This is a genomic window from Komagataeibacter diospyri (assembly GCF_043995075.1).
Taxonomy (GTDB): domain Bacteria; phylum Pseudomonadota; class Alphaproteobacteria; order Acetobacterales; family Acetobacteraceae; genus Komagataeibacter; species Komagataeibacter diospyri.
This window is the reverse complement of sequence record NZ_CP171836.1, coordinates 2,117,657-2,133,010: the sequence shown is the minus strand read 5'-3', so window position 1 is coordinate 2,133,010 and position 15,354 is coordinate 2,117,657. Positions and strand designations below refer to the sequence as shown.

Genomic DNA, 15,354 nt, shown 5'->3' with positions numbered 1-15,354 from the left:
GCCAGCAGCGCACGGGGCCAAGGTTTCCGGGTAGGCGGCTTGTGTTTGAATCAAGATTCTGGATTGGAAAAGCGGACAGTGGATTCGGGTGGAACGACCTCAATACCGATCGCCTCCATTGCCAATGGCCTTCCCGGTCGTTATGCGACGGCGCTCTATGAGCTTGCGGCTGACCGCAAGCAGCTTGACCCTGTTCTGGAGCAGGCATCCAGCCTTGCCGGACTGATTGACGGCAATGCCGACCTGCGCACCGTTCTGACGGATCGCACGCTCGATATCCGCGACAGCCGGAAGGCGGTCGATGCCGTGCTGGAGGCTGAAGGTTTCAGCCCCCTTATGCGTGATTTTGTTGGCGTGGTGGCGAATAACCGCCGCTTTCCGCGCCTGCGTGAAATTCTTGCCGCGCTGGCGGCTATCGCTGCGGCCCGGCGCGGGGAAGTTGTGGCGGATGTCGTGTCCGCCCATCCCCTGACCGATCTGCAGCGTGTCCAGCTTCGCAGCCGCCTTGCCGAGGCCGGCTATTCCAAAGTCAATATCCAGGAGCGTGTTGACGCGGCCCTGCTGGGCGGTCTGGTCGTGCGCATTGGCGCCCGCCTGTATGATACCAGCCTCAGATCCCGCCTTACCCGCCTGCACCATGCCATGAAGGGAGCCGCGTGATGGAAATCCGCCCCTCCGAGATTTCGGATATCCTCAAGCAGCAGATCGCTACGTTCGACAAGGCCGTTGACGTTGCCGAGACAGGTACCATCCTGTCGGTGGGTGACGGCATTGCCCGTGTCTACGGCCTGCAGAATGTTGAAGCTGGCGAAATGCTGGACTTCCCCGCCAGCGGCCAGAAGGGCATGGCCCTGAACCTTGAAAATGACAACGTCGGTGTTGTCATTTTCGGTGACGACACCGCCATGCGTGAAGGCGATACCGTCGCCCGCACCGGCAAGGTCGTGGAAATTCCGACCGGCAAGGCCCTGCTGGGCCGCGTGGTCGATGGTCTTGGCAACCCGATTGACGGCAAGGGGCCGCTGGTTGGTGAAGTCATCAGCAGGCGCGCGGAAATCAAGGCTCCCGGCATCATGCCGCGTCAGTCCGTCAGCGAACCGATGCAGACCGGCATCAAGGCCATTGACGCGCTCGTGCCCATCGGGCGTGGCCAGCGTGAGCTGATCATCGGTGACCGTCAGACCGGCAAGACCGCGATCCTGATTGACACCATCGTCAACCAGAAGAGCGTCAATGCCCTGGGTGATGACAAGAAGTCGCTGTACTGCATCTATGTTGCCATCGGGCAGAAGCGTTCGACGGTTGCGCAGCTGGTGCGCACACTGGAAGAAACCGGTGCGATGGAATATTCCATCGTCGTGGCCGCCACCGCGTCCGACCCGGCCCCGATGCAGTACCTGGCACCGTATGCCGCCTGTTCCATGGGCGAATACTTCCGTGATAACGGCATGCACGCCCTGATCGTGTATGATGACCTGTCCAAGCAGGCCGTCGCATACCGTCAGATGTCGCTGCTGCTGCGTCGTCCGCCGGGACGTGAAGCGTATCCGGGTGACGTGTTCTACCTGCATTCGCGCCTGCTGGAACGCGCAGCGAAGATGTCCGACAAGTTTGGTGCGGGCTCCCTGACCGCCCTGCCGGTGATCGAGACACAGTCTGGCGACGTATCCGCCTACATCCCGACCAACGTGATTTCCATCACCGACGGTCAGGTCTTCCTTGAAACCGACCTGTTCTACCGTGGCATCCGCCCCGCCGTGAACGTCGGTGGGTCCGTGTCCCGTGTTGGTTCGGCGGCACAGATTAAGGCGATGAAGCAGGTTGCAGGCAAGATCAAGCTGGAACTGGCGCAGTATCGTGAAATGGCGGCGTTCTCGCAGTTCGCGTCCGACCTGGACCCTGCGACGCAGAAGCAGCTGGCCCGTGGCGCGCGTCTGGTCGAACTGCTGAAGCAGCCCGAAACCTCGCCCCTGTCGGTTGAGGAACAGGTGGTTGTCCTGTACGCTGGCACGCGTGGCTATATCGATGCCGTGCCGGTCGATCAGGTGACGACCTATGAAAAGCGCCTGCTGGACGATGTCCGCACGTCGGGCAAGGACATTCTGGAATCGATCCGCACCCAGCGTCAGCTGACCAAGGATATCGAAAGCCGTCTGAATGATTTCCTGACGACGTTCGGCCGTCAGTTCGCCAACTGAGGAAGATCGGGCAACCATGGCTTCCCTGAAGGAACTGCGCGCACGGATCGGCAGCGTCAAATCGACGCGAAAGATCACCAGCGCGATGAAGATGGTGGCGGCGGCAAAGCTGCGTCGGGCGGAAGCCCGCGCGGCGGCCGCACGGCCCTACGCTGATGCAATGCGCCGCATGCTGGCCGAAGTGGGCCGCAGCGTGGCGGGCGAAGGCGGGCAGCCGGCACTGCTGACCGGAACGGGTCAGGACAGGGTGCATCTGATTGTCCCCATGTCCAGCGACCGTGGTCTGGCCGGTGCATTCAACTCCAACATCAACCGTACGACCCGTAACCTGGTGCTCAGGCTCCAGGGGGAAGGCAAGACGGTCAAGATCCTGCCGGTCGGGCGCAAGACGTACGAATTCCTTTCGCGCGACTTCGCCGATCTGATCATCGGCCACCGTCATCTGTCTGCCAGCAAGGAAATCCCCTTTTCGTCCGCGACGGAACTGGGTGAACAGATTGCATCCCTGCTGGAAAAGGGTGAATTCGACGTCTGCACGCTGGTGTACAACCAGTTCCGCAACGTCATGACCCAGACGCCGACGGAAATGCAGCTTGTGCCGCTGGCGCTGCCGGAAAATGACAATACGGACAATGCCGACGTCGCCAGCTACGAGTTCGAGCCGGACGAGGGCACGATGCTGGCCAGCCTTCTGCCACGCAATCTGCAGGTCCAGCTGTATGCGACCATGCTGGAAACGGCGGCGGGCGAAAACGGCGCACGGATGACCGCGATGGATAACGCCACCCGTAATGCTGGCAAGGCCATCGACCGCCTGACCCTGACCTACAACCGTACGCGTCAGACCAATATTACCAATGAACTGATCGAGATCATCTCGGGCGCCCAGGCTGTCTGAGGATCGATCTTCACGCTCACAGGAGCTGTCCCATGTCGGAAACCACAACTCAAGAGGCTCCTGTCTCCACGCAGGCGCAGAAAAGCAATGTCGTTGGTCGCGTGACGCAGGTCCGCGGCGCCGTTGTTGACGTTCAGTTCGAGGGTACGCTTCCGCATATCCTCGAGGCACTGCACGTTCAGCTGAACGGCCAGACCTTGGTGCTGGAAGTGGCGCAGGAAATCGGCGAACATGAAGTCCGCTGCATTGCCATGGATACCACTGATGGCCTGAGCCGCGGCGCGGAAGTCTCCGCCACCGGCAGCCAGATCACCGTGCCGGTCGGCCCGGGCACGCTGGGTCGTATCCTGAACGTGATCGGTGAACCGATTGATGACCGTGGCCCGGTTCAGTGCAAGGGGCGCGCACCCATCCACCGCGCTGCACCGGCTTTTGATGAACAGGCTGCCGCAACCGAAATCCTGCCCACGGGCATCAAGGTGGTTGATCTGCTGTGCCCGTACCTGAAGGGCGGTAAGGTTGGTCTGTTTGGCGGCGCCGGCGTGGGCAAGACCGTCATCATTCAGGAACTGATCAACAACATTGCCAAGGCGCATGGCGGCGTGTCGGTCTTTGCCGGTGTCGGTGAACGTACCCGTGAGGGTAACGACCTGTATTACGAAATGCAGGATGCGGGCGTCATCAAGCTTGATGGCGATTCGACCGAAGGGTCCAAGGTGGCGCTGGTCTATGGCCAGATGAACGAGCCGCCGGGCGCGCGTGCCCGTGTCGCCCTGTCCGGTGTGACTGTTGCGGAATACTTCCGTGATGTCGAAGGTCAGGACGTGCTGTTCTTTGTCGATAACATCTTCCGTTTCACGCAGGCTGGCGCTGAAGTGTCCGCGCTGCTGGGCCGTATTCCCTCCGCCGTGGGCTACCAGCCGACACTGGCAACGGAAATGGGCGCACTGCAGGAACGTATCACCTCGACCAAGAAGGGTTCGATCACCTCGGTACAGGCCGTTTACGTTCCTGCCGATGACCTGACCGATCCGGCGCCTGCCGCGACCTTCGCCCATCTTGATGCGACCACGGTGCTGAACCGTTCCATCGCGGAAATGGGTATCTACCCGGCCGTTGACCCGCTGGATTCCACGTCCCGCTCGCTTGATCCGAAAATTGTTGGTGACGAGCACTATCAGGTGGCGCGTGACGTGCAGCGTATCCTGCAGACCTACAAGTCCCTGCAGGACATCATCGCCATCCTGGGCATGGATGAACTCTCGGAAGATGACAAGCTGATCGTGGCGCGCGCGCGCCGTATCCAGCGCTTCCTGTCCCAGCCGTTCCACGTGGCCGAAGTGTTCACGGGTGCGCCGGGCAAGCTGGTTTCGCTGGAAGACACGGTGCGTTCGTTCAAGGCGATCGTGGCTGGTGAATATGACCACCTGCCCGAAGGTGCTTTCTACATGGTCGGTGCGATCGAGGAAGCGGTGGCCAAGGCCGAGAAAATGAAGGAATCGGCCTGAACCCCGACCCACTGACGCAAGGAAGATAGACCATGTCCATTAAGGTCAAGATTGTCAGTCCGGAGAAGGTGCTGTTCGCGCATGACGCCGATATGGTCGTCATGCCGGGGTCGGAAGGTGACATCGCGGCAATGCCGGAACATGCGCCGCTCATGCTGACCCTGCGCGGTGGCGTGGTTGATGTGTATGAAGGTGATGTGGTGATGCATCGCTTTTTCGTGGCGGGTGGGTTTGCTGATATTGCACCGACCCACTGCACCATCCTTGCCGACCGGGCGCTGAAGGTGGAAGACGTATCGGTTGACGATGCGGAAGCACGTCTTGCCGCGCTGGAAAAATCTTATGAGGAAGCGGACAAGATGAACGTGCCCGCGCTTGATATCCTCATGGACAAAATCCAGTCGGCCCGTGCCGAGATCGAGGCCGGACAGTCCTCCATTCCGTCCATGTCCATCTAATGATTCATTTCGCCCTGTAACCGGGGCGGAATCATGATGGATCTGCGAAGAAGCGCCCCTGTACGGGGCGCTTTTTTTGTGCCTGTCTTTCAGGGATATTTGGAAACAATCCCTTGATAAAAATACAGGCGTGTTCGGGTATCGCTTGTTGATAAAGGCAACGTTTTCCGGAACCCCGTGAAAAAAAGCATTGCCGGAAAACGTTTTCGGGATCTGCGGGCTGTTTCATAAGAAGCTGTTTAAAAAGCCTGCCTACAAAACATTCTGAAAATTAAAGACGCTCCTGGTGAAGCTTTTTCAAAAAAGCTTCAGGGAATACCGTCTTTTTGCACAAAGGCGGCACCCCAAGGCTTTTTGTCTTTTATCAGCCGCGACCGCGATAGCCAGGCACGTCCTGTGCCGGGATCCACACGCCTGCAGGCGGTGCGCCGGTCTGCCAGAACACATCGATAGGCATGCCACCACGCGGATACCAGTAAGCGCCGATCCGCAGCCATACAGGCTTCAGCAACTCCACCAGTGTCGTTGCGATCTGCACGGAGCATTTTTCATGGAAGGCGCCATGGTTGCGGAAGCTGGTCAGGAACAGCTTGAGCGATTTGCTTTCCACAATCCATTCATCGGGAATGTAGTCGATGACGATATGCGCGAAATCCGGCTGTCCGGTCACGGGGCAGAGCGACGTGAATTCCGGCGCGGTAAAACGTACGACGTAATTCCGTCCGCGTTCGGGTGCGGGCACGCGTTCCAGCCGGGCTTCTTCCGGACTGTTGGGCTGGCGGGTATTCTGGCCCAGCTGCGTCAGGAACTGGCTGCCATCATCAGGGGTAGGGCGGGTGTTCATTTGGCGGTCCGTCAGGAATAGGGAAGGGATGTGTGGCTGATGCCGGAAGGGACAGGGCACCGTCAACGGAAATGCAGGGGGGCGGCATGCAGTTTTCCCCGCTTTCGCAACAGGGCACAGGCATGATAACTGCACCGGATGGCACGTGTATCCCGACCCGAATTTCCTGCCCCTGTGCTGGTGACCACCACAGCGGAGCTTGAGGCTGTAACCGCGCGACTGCGGCATGAGCCATTTGTGACGATCGACACCGAATTCGTGCGCGAACGTACTTACTGGCCTGAGCTGTGTCTGGTGCAGCTGGCCGGGGAAAAGGACGTGGTGGTGATCGATACGACCGCACCGGGCATCGACCTGTCTTCCCTGGGTGTGCTGCTGGATGATGCCAGCGTGGTCAAGGTATTCCATGCCGCACGGCAGGATCTGGAAATCTTCCTGCATCTGTTTGACCATCTGCCGGCCGCCCTGTTCGATACGCAGGTCGCAGCCATGGTGGCGGGGTATGGTGACCAGGTGGGCTATGACAACCTCGTCTCCTCCCTGCTGGGTGTGCAGATTGACAAGTCACACCGTTTTTCCGACTGGGCGGCGCGTCCGCTTTCCCCGGCCCAGATCGGATACGCGGCGGCGGATGTCACTTATCTGCGGCTGGTTTATGAAAAACTGCTGGTCCAGCTGGAACGCGAAGGACGTCTGGACTGGGTCGCAGCCGAACTGGATATCCTGAACAATCCCGCCACGTTCCGTCCTGACCCGCTGACATTGTGGGAAAAGATGCGCCCGCGCACCAACAACCGCCGGATGCTGGGCATATTGCGCGCCGTCACCGCATGGCGTGAAGGTGAGGCCCAGCGCGTCAATGTGCCGCGCCAGAGGTTGCTCAAGGACGAAAGCCTGATGGAAATCGCGGCGACCGCGCCTGGTACGGTTGATGCGCTGGCCCGCGTGCGTGGCGTCTCACGCGGTTTTGCCGAAGGGCGCAGTGGTCAGGCGCTGCTGGAAACCGTAGCGCAGGCGGTCATGGAACCGGAAGCGGCCCTGCCGCGCTTACCCAAGGGGCGGGCAAAGGATGCGCAGCGTCCGTCACCGGCACTGATTGCGCTGCTCAAGGTACTGCTGGCCACCTGTTGCGAGACGCATCGTGTCGCTCCCAGGCTGGTGGCTTCGTCCGAGGACCTTGACCGTTTTGCGCTGGATGACGCGGCCGACATCCCCGCCTTTCATGGCTGGCGGAACGAGGTGTTTGGTAAACTGGCGCGTGAACTCAAGGCAGGCCACCTGACCATGGGGGTCGAAGGTGGGAAGGTCAGGCTGATCCACGACTGACCCGGTTTATGGCTCCGGTTGCGTTTTACCGGGGTTGCAAACAGGTTATGCGCAGAACTGTCCACAAGATTCTGTGCCATGGCAGTTGAGCCGGGCACAGTATAAGCCTAATTTCCCACCATTCCGCGTAAGGAGTGCAGAACGATGGCGATGGAATGGACCGAGGAGACGATCGCGCGCCTGCGTGATCTGTGGCAGCAGGGCTTATCGACCGCGGAAATCGGCCGTCAGCTATCTGTTACAAAGAACGCGGTGGTTGGCAAGGCGCACCGTCTGGGCCTCAAGCCGCGTCCATCGCCCATCCGGCGTGCGGCGAAGGTGGTCCCTGCGCCCGCCGCGGCAGCAGTGGAAACCACGGCGTCATCCGCCGCCACGGAAAGCACGCCTGCTCCCCCAAAATCCGAAGTTACGGCAGCTCCGGTGGCGACAGCGACTCCGGTACCGGAAAAGGCCCCCGCAAAAGCGCAGGCGGCCCCTGCGCCGGCACAGCAGGCCAAGCCCGTGGCAGCCGCCCCGGCGGTGGCAGAGGATGGGCCCCCGGCACCCCGCGCCACCCGCGCACAGCCCCGTGCCACGGCGAAATCCGCCCTGCGTCCGGTCAGTGAACCACGGCGGCGCAGCAGCCAGTCCTGCTGCTGGCCGTTGGGTGATCCGGGTACGCCAGGCTTCCATTTCTGTGGTGCCACGCCGTTGCCGGGCAAACCGTACTGTGCGGAACATGCGCAGCTTGCCTATGTCAAACTGCGCGATCGCCGCGATAACGTGGCCTGATTCGTTTTCGCTTTAGGGAATGCCTGAAACTTCCTTATGGATGGATTTTCCAGTCCGCCTTTTCAGGCAACCCGACAGGGATTGCATTAAAAAACGCCAGGGCATCACTGCCGCTGGCGTTTTTCGTATGCGTCCGACAGGTGTGGACGGACCGGATCCCTTATTCCGCAGCCGGACGCGGTGGCGCGGCGGGGGCTGTCGCCGGGGCCGCCGGTGCGCCGGGGGTGGTGATCATTTCAAGCTGACCGGTGACCTGGCCGCCATCTTCCACCTTCAGGCGACGACACTTGGCCTTGCCCAGCAGGCGACCGGTCGAACGGATGGTCAGGCTGCCACGCACCGTTAGCGTGCCATCGATCGTGCCAGCCAGTTCAGCGTCCTCAACCTCGACTTCACCCTTGAATACGCCGCCCTGCGCGATCTGCAGCTCGGATGCATTGATCAGGGAGGATTCAACCGTTCCTTCCACAACCAGACGCTCGGCGTCCTGAATGGTCCCCTGCACGCTGATGCCACGGCCCACAACCAGGGTGCGGCGGTCATTTTCCTTTTTGGCGGCCGTGGCACCCGGTGCACCGGGACGTGCCCCGCCAGGTGCGGGAGGGGCGTTGGGCGTGGGCGGGAAGGGGGGACGGGCCATGGATGTATTTTCCTTGCTGGCAGGTGTGGTTGAGGGAGAGGCGCCACCGCCTGAGGCTGGTCGGCCCGGCTGCTGCACGGGGGGCGTAGTCGGGGCGGCTGGCTGGGTTTCTGCTGGCTTGCGTCTTCTAAACAATATTACCCCGCTTGGTTATGCTGCATCGGGACATGATGTGTCCCGGAAACTGGAAGATACGCTGTCGGGCTGGTTGCAGGCCGCAGCCCCCTTTAAACGGTTATACGCCCCCCCGTCATGCCGACAAGGGGCGTTAAGGGGAACAGGAGCGCATAAAAAACATCATGCATTGCGCCTCTTACCCGCCAATGATAGCGATGGGCCACATCAAGCGGGAAAAAATGGGTTATTTCGTGGCGTAGGCACGCCATACCCGCGGATATGACTGATTAATGACGGGTAATGGGACAGACGATGGAAAATTCGGGACAGGCGGCGGAATGCCGGTTTGATCTGCTGGGTATCGGCAATGCGATTGTTGATGTCCTGGCGCCGGTGGACGCGGCCTTCCCGCAGAATAACGGCATGACGCCCGGCAGCATGACGCTGATCGATGCCAACCGCGCCAAGGCGCTGTATGGCCAGATCAGGCGTGAAAAGGAAATGGGTGGCGGGTCCGCCGCCAATACCTGCGTCGTGGCGTCCAACATGGGTGCGCGTGTGGCCTATCTGGGCAAGGTGGCGGCGGATGCGCCGGGACAGGCCTTTGGCGCGGACATGCAGGCGGCGGGGGTGTATTTCCCGTCTTCCCCGCTGCAGGGTGATGCGGGGGAAAACCATCCTACCGCGCGCTGCATCATTCTGGTCACGCCCGATGGCCAGCGCACCATGAACACCTATCTGGGTGCATGTGTCACCTTCAGCCCCGAAGACGTGCTGGCGGATGTCGTGCGTGCGTCCAAGGTCGTGTACATGGAAGGCTACCTGTTCGATCCGCCGGATGCGCAGGAAGCTTTCCGCACCGCCGCCCGTATCGCGCATGACGCGGGGCGCAAGGTCGCCCTTTCGCTGTCCGACCGTTTCTGCGTGGACCGTCATCGTCATGCATTCCATGAACTCGTGCGCGGGCATATCGACATCCTGTTCGCCAACGAGGACGAGATCTGCGCCCTGTACCAGACCGATGACTTTGACGAAGCTGCCCGCCTTGTCTCGGCCGATACGCATTTCGCCGTCCTGACCCGTTCCGAACGTGGCAGCGTCATCATACAGGACCAGCAGCGCATCGTGATCGACAGCGTGCGCACGCAGGTGGTCGACACCACGGGTGCTGGCGACGCCTATGCCGCAGGCTTCCTGGCTGGCTGGACATCGGACCGGACACTGGCCGAATGCGGCCGTCTGGGCAGTGTCGCGGCGTCTGAAGTGATCTCGCATTACGGGGCGCGTCCGCTCATGAACATGCGTCAGGACATGGATTTCTGATCCACGGCGGCATTCTGCCGGGCGTGTGATGGGTGCGGGCGCGAAGTTTCGCGTGCAATCCGCGCCCTTCCGCTTTATCTACGCAGGCAGCAGCCACTCATTCCGCCGCCGCACGCACGGGTGCCCCCCGCATGTGCCGCTGCGCACCCTTATGGCGTCAGCCAAGGAAAGTCAGGTCAAGAGCACTTATGGATATCCGCAATATCGCCATTATCGCGCACGTCGATCATGGCAAGACAACACTGGTCGACCAGCTTCTTAAACAGTCCGGTTCCTTCCGTGACAACCAGCACGTTGCCGAACGTGCCATGGACAGCAATGACCTGGAGCGTGAGCGTGGCATCACGATCCTGGCCAAGTGTACGTCGGTTGTGTGGAAAGATACCCGCATCAACATCATCGACACCCCGGGCCATGCCGATTTCGGTGGTGAGGTCGAGCGTATCCTGAGCATGGTTGACGGCGCGGTCGTGCTGGTCGACTCCGCCGAAGGGGCCCTGCCGCAGACGAAGTTCGTGGTAGGCAAGGCGCTGGCGCGCGGCCTGAAGCCGATCGTGGTCGTCAACAAGATCGACCGCGGCGACGCCCGTCCTGACGAAGTCCATAACGAGATCTTTGACCTGTTCGCGGCCCTGGGCGCCAATGACGAGCAGCTTGATTTCCCCATGCTGTACGCATCGGGCCGTCAGGGCTGGGCCGATACCGAGATTGATGGTCCGCGCAAGGACCTCTCTCCCATGTTCGACCTGATCCTGCGCCATGTGCCGCCGCCGCAGGTGAACAAGGACGCGCCGTTCGCGATGGTCGCCACCATCCTTGAAAACGACAACTTCCTTGGTCGCGTGCTGACCGGCCGTGTCGAGCAGGGCGTAGCGAAGATGAACATGCCGGTGCATGTGCTGCGTCCCGATGGTTCGGTTGTGGAAACCGGTCGCCTGACCAAGCTGCTGTCCTTCCGTGGGCTGGACCGCGTGCCGGTTGAGGAAGTGGAAGCTGGTGACATCGTGGCCGTGGCCGGTCTGTCGGAAGCGACGATTCCCGAAACGATCGCAGCCCTTGAGGTCAAGGAACCGCTGCCCTCCACCCCGGTTGATCCGCCGACGCTGTCCATGACCTTCCGCCTCAACGACGGCCCGCTGGGTGGCCGTGAGGGCAAGAAGGTCACGTCGCGCCAGATCCGTGACCGCCTGTTCAAGGAAACGGAAGGCAACATTGCCATTCGCGTATCCGAAAGCCCCGAGAGCGAGGCCTTCGAGGTCGCGGGCCGTGGCGAACTGCAGCTTGGCGTCCTGATCGAGCAGATGCGTCGTGAAGGGTTTGAGCTGACCATCGGTCGTCCCCGCGTGCTGTTCGGCACCAACGAGGAAACCGGTGAACGCGAAGAGCCGTTCGAGGAAGTCCTGATCGACGTGGACGAGCCGTATTCGGGCGTCGTGGTCGAAAAAATGGCGCTGCGTAAGGGCATCATGCAGGACATGCAGCCTTCTGGCGGCGGCAAGGTGCGCCTGAGCTTCCTGATCCCGTCACGTGGCCTGATCGGCTACCATGGCGAATTCCTGACTGATACGCGTGGTTCGGGCATCATGAACCGCCTGTTCCATGGCTATCAGCCCTATGTCGGTCCGATCGCCGGCCGTCGTAACGGTTCGCTGATTTCGTCCGAAGATGGCGCGACCACGCAGTATTCGCTGTTTTCGCTGCAGGATCGTGGCACGCTGTTCGTTGACGCGGGCGAAAAGGTCTATGTCGGCATGATCATCGGCGAGCATTCACGTGAGAATGATCTGGAAGTAAACCCGGTCCGTGAAAAGAAGCTGACCAACATCCGTGCCGCAGGCAAGGACGAGGCCCTGCTGCTGATACCGCCGCGCAAGATGAACCTGGAACAGGCCATCGCCTATATTGAAGATGATGAACTGGTTGAGGTCACACCGTCTGCCGTGCGTATCCGCAAGCGCTACCTTGACCCGCACGAACGCAAGAAGCGCGAACGTTCGGGTGCGGTTGACTGATCTGGCTGCCTGCCACGGTGGTGGCTGCAATCTTTAGTTACGTTTCAGTTCTTGAGATTGCGGTCACCATGGGGCAGAATTAAGACATTACTAACAAATTTAAGAATTTTAATTCGAGACGGCTTTCCTGCGGCATGTTACAGCAGGGAAGTCAGCTCGGGTGTGTCGATTCGTCACCAGTTTGACGCATTGGGATCCGAATTCCTGATTTGTTGGAGTATTTTTATATGATCGTTTTCCCCCGTCGTTTCGTCGCAGCCCTGTCCGCTGTTGCCGTTATGGGCGTTGCCGCCCCTGTCATGGCCCAGACCGCCGAGCCGACCACCCCGGCCGTTTCCGCACCGGAACACGTTCCCGATGCATCTGAAGGTGCTGCTCCGGCTGAAGCTGGCGCCAAGAAGGCAACCAAGCATCACAGTGGTCATCATCACGGTGGGCACCATCATGGTGCGAAGAAGGCGGCTGAATCCACGGATGCAGCGCCTGCAGCTCCGGCCGCGCAGTAATATCTGTCGCGTCCCTTACCGAGGTCCATGTGACCGGAGTAAGGGCAGCCAAAGGAAAAGCCCGGTCTCGGACCGGGCTTTTTTTTATGCTCTGGCCCTCGGTGGGCTGACAGCCTGCCCAAGGAATACCGGGTCGATCATCATGAAGTTTCTGATGAAGCCTTTTTCAAAAGGCTGGAGCGAATGCCGCCTTTTTAAAAAAAAAGGCGGCACCCAAAAACTTTTTATTTTTATCAGACAGTTATTTTCAGACCGTGGTGTAACGGTCTAGCGATAGGTCCAGGCAGGGGATTTCGGTACGCTTGCCACTCATCCGGTCGGCCAGCACACGGCCCGATCCGCATGCCATGGTCCAGCCCAGAGTGCCATGGCCAGTATTGAGCCACAGGTTGGAAAAACGCCCGGCTGGCCCGATGACGGGTGTGCCATCGGGGGTGCTGGGACGCAGGCCGGTCCAGTACGCCCCTTGTGACAGGTCGGCACTGGCGCCGAACAGTTCAGAAAAGGACAGTTCCAGCAGTTTCCGCCGGTCGCGACGCAGGCGCAGGTTGTAGCCAGCCAGTTCCGCCGTGCCGCCAATACGGATACGGTCGCCCAGGCGGGTGATGGACACCTTGTACGTCGCGTCATTGACGGTGGAAACCGGTGCGCGTGCCGCATCGGTTACCGGCAGCGTCAGGGAATACCCCTTGGTGGGATAGACCGGCAGGTGCAGCCCAAGCGGGCGCAGCAGCAGCGGCGAATAGCTGCCCATGGACACGACATAAGTATCGGCTGTCATGCGACCGGCCGATGTGCGCACGCCCAAAATATCCGTGGCCGAGGCATCCAGCGCCTCGATCGTGGTTTCATAATGGAAGGTAACGCCCAGTTCCTCTTCCGCTTTCTGTGCCAGGCGCCGGGTGAACATGTGACAGTCGCCCGACTCGTCACCCGGCAGGCGCAGGCCACCCTTGAACAGGTGCCGGTTTTCCATAAGGCCCGGTTCGTGTTTGGCTATTTCATCGGGGCTGAGGAATTCGTGGGCAATGCCCGCCTGATCCAGCAGGGACATGTCGCGTGCGGCATGGTCAACCTGCTTCTGCGTGCGGAAAAGCTGGATCAGGCCACGCTGTTCATCATCATAGGTAATGCCGGTGTCGCGGCGCAGGGCATCAAGGCAGTCACGGCTGTATTCCGCAATGCGCAGCATACGGGACTTGTTGATGTCGTAGTCATGCGCGTTGCAGTTGGCCAGAAGCTGCTCGATCCAGCGCATCATGGCAAAATCGATACGCGGGCGGATCACGATGGGCGCATGGCGGCTGGCCATCCACCGCAGTACCTTCAGCGGCAGGGCCGGTTCAGCCCATGGCGCGGAAAAACCCGGTGAAATCTGTCCCGCATTGGCAAAGGAGGTTTCCAATGCGGCAGCAGGCTGGCGGTCCACGACCGTGACTTCATGTCCGGCCCTGGCCAGATACCATGCCGCTGTGACACCCACGACGCCAGCGCCCAGAACGATCACTTTCACAGCTTCATCCTTACTTCCATCATCGACACACCGGGGATGCGCCACGGCGGAAGAATGGTCAACCGTTTCTGTTATGACAGGATGGGATGGCTGAAATCAGCCCGCGGGCACGCCCTTGCTGGTCGAGTATTCAAAATGCAGCGCCGTATCGGGATGCACGATGGGGTGGATGGCGTGGGCGGCCATGGCCCCTTCGGTAAAGCCCTGCAGGATCAGTTTCAGCTTGCCGGGATAGGTCGCGACATCACCCACGGCGAAAATGCCGGGCAGGCTGCTTTCACAGGTGGACGGAGTGACGGGAATGGTGCCGCGTATGGTGTCCAGCCCCCACTGCGCGATCGGGCCAAGGTCGGTCGCCAGCCCGAAGAAGGGCAGCAGGTGATCGCATGTCACATGCCGCACCGTGCCATCCAGTGTCGCAAGGTCCACACCGGTCAGCTGCCCCTGCGCGCCATGCAGGCCATGCAGCTGGTAGCCGATGATCTTTTCCACCTGACCTAGTGCCACGGCGTCATCCAGCTGGCGCAGGCTTTCAGGGGCGGCGCGGAAGCGGTCGCGGCGGTGCACCAGCTTCACGCTGCGCGCCACGTCGCGCAGGGCCAGCGCCCAGTCCACAGCGGAATCGCCACCGCCTGCGATCAGAACGTCCCTGTCCGCGAAATCGGCGCGGCGGCGGACGAAATACTGCACGCCGCCGGTCTGCTCGAACGCTTCCAGCCCGTCGAGCGGGGGGCGGTTGGGGCCGAATGCGCCAGCCCCTGCCGCGATGATGACCGCGCGGGCCGCAATGACATCCCCGCTGGACGTGCCCAGTACGAAACTGCCACGCGTGCCATCCAGCCGTTCCACCCGGCGGCCCAGCAGGCGGGGCACGTCAAAGGGAGCGATCTGGCGGTCAAGGGCTTCGATCAGCGCGCCACCCTCGATCGCCGGGTGGGCGGGAATGTCATAAATCGGCTTTTCGGGATACAGCGCTGTGCACTGTCCCCCGATTTCATCCAGCGCATCGATGATGATGCAGCCAAGCTTGAGCATCCCGCATTCAAACGCGGCAAACAGCCCGGCGGGGCCTGCGCCGATAATGGCGACATCGGTGGTGTGGGTGGGGGAGGGCATGGTCATGTCCGGCTCTGGTGTTCCGCAGTCCGTGGTCTGGTTCATAGGCATATGTCACGTGCGGTTTTGCGTTGTTGCGGGCGCTGGCGCAAGCGCTTTGGCGCATCCTTTCCATCGCCCCTTG

Annotated in this window: 14 protein-coding genes; 10 read left to right on the top strand and 4 right to left on the bottom strand. The window is 61.0% G+C overall.

All coding sequences use genetic code 11. The features are described from left to right. Positions 1-63 precede the first annotated feature (63 nt). Genes ACE2AA_RS10005 through atpC form a run of 5 tightly spaced genes read left to right on the top strand, consistent with a single transcriptional unit; the run spans position 64 to position 5,062 of the window. Positions 64-660, top strand: coding sequence for a F0F1 ATP synthase subunit delta (locus tag ACE2AA_RS10005; protein WP_110557795.1), 597 nt, complete (start codon positions 64-66; stop codon positions 658-660). Beyond that, the gene (gene atpA, locus ACE2AA_RS10000) at positions 660-2,198 is read left to right on the top strand and encodes a F0F1 ATP synthase subunit alpha (RefSeq protein WP_141261243.1); all 1,539 of its coding nucleotides are present in this window, start codon (positions 660-662) and stop codon (positions 2,196-2,198) included. Before ACE2AA_RS10005 ends, atpA begins: the two co-directional genes overlap by 1 nt. A gap of 16 nt (positions 2,199-2,214) precedes the next feature. Continuing rightward, on the top strand, positions 2,215-3,096 hold the full coding sequence (locus ACE2AA_RS09995) for a F0F1 ATP synthase subunit gamma (RefSeq protein WP_141301307.1): 882 nt from the start codon (positions 2,215-2,217) through the stop codon (positions 3,094-3,096). 32 nt (positions 3,097-3,128) lie between these two features. Beyond that, on the top strand, positions 3,129-4,604 hold the full coding sequence (gene atpD / locus ACE2AA_RS09990) for a F0F1 ATP synthase subunit beta (RefSeq protein ID WP_141261241.1): 1,476 nt from the start codon (positions 3,129-3,131) through the stop codon (positions 4,602-4,604). 32 nt (positions 4,605-4,636) lie between these two features. Continuing rightward, positions 4,637-5,062 carry an ATP synthase F1 subunit epsilon gene (gene atpC / locus ACE2AA_RS09985; RefSeq protein ID WP_141261240.1) on the top strand — a complete coding sequence of 142 codons (426 nt, stop codon included), beginning with the start codon at positions 4,637-4,639 and terminating at the stop codon, positions 5,060-5,062. A gap of 364 nt (positions 5,063-5,426) precedes the next feature. Here atpC and queF read toward each other — a convergent pair whose 3' ends face one another. After that, on the bottom strand, positions 5,427-5,906 hold the full coding sequence (gene queF, locus ACE2AA_RS09980; RefSeq protein ID WP_141261239.1) for a preQ(1) synthase: 480 nt from the start codon (positions 5,904-5,906) through the stop codon (positions 5,427-5,429). Between the two features lie 138 nt (positions 5,907-6,044). On the opposite strand from queF, the gene rnd reads away from it, so the two are divergent. Both rnd and ACE2AA_RS09970 read left to right on the top strand, forming a co-directional pair. Then, positions 6,045-7,232: a ribonuclease D gene (rnd, locus tag ACE2AA_RS09975; protein WP_395369629.1), complete on the top strand. Its 1,188-nt coding sequence runs from the start codon at positions 6,045-6,047 to the stop codon at positions 7,230-7,232. A 144-nt stretch (positions 7,233-7,376) separates the two neighbouring features. Continuing rightward, positions 7,377-8,003: a GcrA family cell cycle regulator gene (locus ACE2AA_RS09970; RefSeq protein WP_395369628.1), complete on the top strand. Its 627-nt coding sequence runs from the start codon at positions 7,377-7,379 to the stop codon at positions 8,001-8,003. 160 nt (positions 8,004-8,163) lie between these two features. Here the strand turns inward: ACE2AA_RS09970 and ACE2AA_RS09965 are convergent, their stop codons facing one another. After that, positions 8,164-8,643 (bottom strand): polymer-forming cytoskeletal protein, encoded by a 480-nt coding sequence (locus tag ACE2AA_RS09965; protein WP_141301302.1) that lies wholly within the window; start codon positions 8,641-8,643, stop codon positions 8,164-8,166. A gap of 429 nt (positions 8,644-9,072) precedes the next feature. Between ACE2AA_RS09965 and ACE2AA_RS09960 the strand changes: the two genes are divergently transcribed. The 3 genes from ACE2AA_RS09960 (at position 9,073) to ACE2AA_RS09950 (ending at position 12,601) form a co-directional block, all read left to right on the top strand. Beyond that, positions 9,073-10,083 carry an adenosine kinase gene (locus ACE2AA_RS09960; RefSeq protein ID WP_395372185.1) on the top strand — a complete coding sequence of 337 codons (1,011 nt, stop codon included), beginning with the start codon at positions 9,073-9,075 and terminating at the stop codon, positions 10,081-10,083. A gap of 188 nt (positions 10,084-10,271) precedes the next feature. Beyond that, positions 10,272-12,095: a translational GTPase TypA gene (typA, locus tag ACE2AA_RS09955; protein ID WP_395369626.1), complete on the top strand. Its 1,824-nt coding sequence runs from the start codon at positions 10,272-10,274 to the stop codon at positions 12,093-12,095. Positions 12,096-12,322: 227 nt separating this feature from the next. Next, positions 12,323-12,601, top strand: a complete 279-nt coding sequence (locus tag ACE2AA_RS09950) for a hypothetical protein (protein WP_141261234.1) — start codon at positions 12,323-12,325, stop codon at positions 12,599-12,601. Between the two features lie 247 nt (positions 12,602-12,848). Here ACE2AA_RS09950 and ACE2AA_RS09945 read toward each other — a convergent pair whose 3' ends face one another. Both ACE2AA_RS09945 and ACE2AA_RS09940 read right to left on the bottom strand, forming a co-directional pair. Next, a complete protein-coding gene (locus tag ACE2AA_RS09945) occupies positions 12,849-14,114 on the bottom strand; it encodes a D-amino acid dehydrogenase (protein WP_395369625.1) in 1,266 nt (421 codons plus the stop codon). A gap of 96 nt (positions 14,115-14,210) precedes the next feature. After that, entirely contained in the window at positions 14,211-15,236 is a 1,026-nt protein-coding gene (locus ACE2AA_RS09940) for an NAD(P)/FAD-dependent oxidoreductase (protein ID WP_141301300.1), read from the bottom strand. Positions 15,237-15,354: the final 118 nt, after the last annotated feature.

Coding starts and splice junctions, on each gene's coding strand:
- atpA (WP_141261243.1), top strand. CDS start 660: ATGGAAATCCGCCCCTCCGAGATTTCGGATATCCTCAAGCAGCAGATC.
- ACE2AA_RS09995 (WP_141301307.1), top strand. CDS start 2,215: ATGGCTTCCCTGAAGGAACTGCGCGCACGGATCGGCAGCGTCAAATCG.
- atpD (WP_141261241.1), top strand. CDS start 3,129: ATGTCGGAAACCACAACTCAAGAGGCTCCTGTCTCCACGCAGGCGCAG.
- atpC (WP_141261240.1), top strand. CDS start 4,637: ATGTCCATTAAGGTCAAGATTGTCAGTCCGGAGAAGGTGCTGTTCGCG.
- queF (WP_141261239.1), bottom strand. CDS start 5,906: ATGAACACCCGCCCTACCCCTGATGATGGCAGCCAGTTCCTGACGCAG.
- rnd (WP_395369629.1), top strand. CDS start 6,045: ATGGCACGTGTATCCCGACCCGAATTTCCTGCCCCTGTGCTGGTGACC.
- ACE2AA_RS09970 (WP_395369628.1), top strand. CDS start 7,377: ATGGCGATGGAATGGACCGAGGAGACGATCGCGCGCCTGCGTGATCTG.
- ACE2AA_RS09965 (WP_141301302.1), bottom strand. CDS start 8,643: ATGGCCCGTCCCCCCTTCCCGCCCACGCCCAACGCCCCTCCCGCACCT.
- ACE2AA_RS09960 (WP_395372185.1), top strand. CDS start 9,073: ATGGAAAATTCGGGACAGGCGGCGGAATGCCGGTTTGATCTGCTGGGT.
- typA (WP_395369626.1), top strand. CDS start 10,272: ATGGATATCCGCAATATCGCCATTATCGCGCACGTCGATCATGGCAAG.
- ACE2AA_RS09950 (WP_141261234.1), top strand. CDS start 12,323: ATGATCGTTTTCCCCCGTCGTTTCGTCGCAGCCCTGTCCGCTGTTGCC.
- ACE2AA_RS09940 (WP_141301300.1), bottom strand. CDS start 15,236: ATGACCATGCCCTCCCCCACCCACACCACCGATGTCGCCATTATCGGC.